This is a genomic window from Pseudoalteromonas sp. TB25, assembly GCF_000497995.1.
In the GTDB taxonomy this organism is placed as follows: Bacteria; Pseudomonadota; Gammaproteobacteria; order Enterobacterales; family Alteromonadaceae; genus Pseudoalteromonas; species Pseudoalteromonas distincta.
Genome location: NZ_AUTI01000194.1, coordinates 1 through 2,661, shown reverse-complemented (window position 1 = coordinate 2,661; position 2,661 = coordinate 1). Strand labels below are relative to the sequence as shown.

1 protein-coding gene and 1 pseudogene are annotated in these 2,661 nt (G+C 39.8%); one reads left to right on the top strand and one right to left on the bottom strand.

The features are described from left to right. A pseudogene (locus L652_RS1000000125295) lies at positions 1-818 on the bottom strand (acetyl-CoA C-acyltransferase); the annotation flags it as partial. A gap of 1,104 nt (positions 819-1,922) precedes the next feature. Between L652_RS1000000125295 and L652_RS0104645 the strand changes: the two are divergent. Continuing rightward, positions 1,923-2,661: SDR family NAD(P)-dependent oxidoreductase (locus L652_RS0104645; RefSeq protein ID WP_024603329.1), on the top strand; the 739-nt coding region annotated here is incomplete at its 3' end.

The following is a 2,661-nucleotide window of genomic DNA, read 5'->3' as shown; positions in this document are numbered from 1 at the left end:
GGCCGCTATTGGGCCAGTGCCCATGTAAAGCGGCTCAACACCTTCGCAAGCGGTAGCTTCAATCACAGCTAAAATAGGTAAGTTTAACTTTTTTGCATACTCGTCTGTAGTAACCACCACCATAGCTGCGCCATCGTTAATAGTTGAACTATTTCCAGCAGTAACTGAACCGTCTTTTTTAAATGCAGATCTCAACTTACTCAGATTGCTAAGTTGCGTGTCGGCTTTCACCGATTCATCAGTATCACAATACTGAATATCGCCGCCTCGTTTTTTATGCCAATAGGAGAAATTTCTTCTTTGAATGAACCACAGCTAATCGCATGTGCCGCTTTTTGCTGTGAGCGAACAGCAAATTCATCTTGCTCCTCTCTAGTTACAGCAAATTTTTCAGCTATATTTTCAGCTGTAATTCCCATATGAATATTTTCGCGACTATTCCACAAACCATCTTTTATTAGGCTATCAACCAAAGATAAGTCACCTAATTTTTTAGATACTCTATTATTGGGTAATACGTGCGCCGCCTGAGACATACTTTCTTGCCCACTTGCACCCACCATTTTAGCATCACCGCAAAGAACTAATTGCGCAGCCAATTGCACCGCTTTTAGTCCTGAGCCACATACGTGATTAATAGTAAAAGCAGACTTATTAATAGGTAGTCCAGCATTAAGTGCTGTCTGCCTTGCTGTGTTTTGGCCACAACCTGCTGTTAGCACCTGCCCTAAAATCACCTCCTCAATGTATGGCTTTACTTGCGGTGTTTCATCAAGAACGGTTTTAAGTAACTGACTACCTATTTCAATAGCTGACAGGCTTGATAAACTTTGTCCAAAACCACCAATTGCGGTTCTTTTTGCAGCAACAATAATGGGATCAAATCATGACTTCATAAAATAAAAATCTTCAATGATCGCTCATGGCACTCTCCAGCCACTCGACACCATAAAATATTGATAATAATTGATAAGGTATTTTACTGTTTCGGATGGCGCTTCGCTTATCCGACCTACACTGGCACTGAGCCGAACTTTGGCACAGAGCCATGAGTAGCCACTCAAAACTGTAATGTAAGAAATCAAGATTCTTCCTTTTTTAATTGATTTATCTTCAACCTAGCCTCTGCGGTGTTCGTAAGACTTACCTGTAAAGTGGTCTTCGCCTCATAAAAAAAGCACGGTGCACGCACAGTAATAAAAAGTAATAATATTTTGTATTAGACGAACTTACTTGACGTTTTATTGCAATTACCATGAAACTCCAGTTTGTTTTTTACACTAAAGAAAAGCTAACGTCGAAACGTACAAAATTTAGTTCAAGTGCCACGCATACTTGCGATAGGTGAAAATTTTATATTTGGCTTCTATAATTTTTCGGGGGGATTAGCATATCACTTAATGATACATTTTAACGTGCTGCTATTTTCTGGCTTAATTATAAGCCCATCAGTGTAGCCATAAACGCACCTTCCCAACTTGATTGGCTAAATGAACAGTGTGTAATATTTTCGGTACTAATATCCACTTTTTACCCTTCATCCGCACTTATACTTTCAACAGTTTAAATATAAACACTTTAAAATAAGTAACATAGCTTAATATTTAAAAAGTACCTCTGTGGCATATCTATTGCTTTTTATAAAGAAGGCGGTGTACGTAAACGGCTAAAAATGTCAATTTTAAAGGAGAGACAGAGTGGGAGCATTACAAGCTAACTATAATATTGCTATTCGTGCTAAATCAGTTAGTCGCTCTTTAGCTTCGACATTTTACAACCACACACGCCTCTTATGTTTTTTACATCACCCAATTCACGCTAAGCAAAGAGAAGTAACAGCATTGCTGTGCTGTCTGAGATTACGCTCTTTGTGATTACATGCAATTAATCGAACTTAAACTTTACGTTGAGGAGACTTTGATATGCCAACTAATCAATTTACTATGCAAGATCCTAGAAGCCAATATCAGATGGGACGTACCGAAAAAGACAGTAATCAACCGGACCCAGGGCTAGATGAAATTTTAAAACCTAAAGCAGATCATGGCGAAGACTCCTATGAGGGCCACGACAGGTTAAAAGGCCGTAAAGCTTTGATCACAGGCGGCGACTCTGGGATTGGAAGAGCCGTAGCCATCGCATTTGCAAGAGAAGGTGCGGAAGTTGTTATTAATTACTTACCCAGCGAAGAAACCGATGCGAAAGAAACACTCGATATACTAAAAGCCAGCGGTAACAAGGCTTGGGGTATTGCAGGTGACATATCTGATGAAGATTTCTGTAACAGCCTTGTTGCTCAAAGCGTTGAATACTTGGGGTCAATTGACATACTAGTTAATAATGCTGGTAAGCAACAATTTGTCGCCGAGTTAGAAGATTTATCTACCGAGCAATTTTGCCAAACATATGCAACAAACGTATTTGCTATGTTTTGGATAACAAAGGCCGCAGTAAAGCATATGCCACCCGGGGCAAGTATTATTAACACAACCTCTATCCAATGTTACCAGCCTTCTGCTGGACTTCTTGATTACGCATCAACTAAAGGCGCAATTACTAGCTTTACTAAAAGTTTAGCAAAAATGGTAATAGATAAAGGCATTCGGGTTAATGGTGTTGCTCCAGGGCCAATTTGGACTCCGCTACAACAAAGTGGCGGCC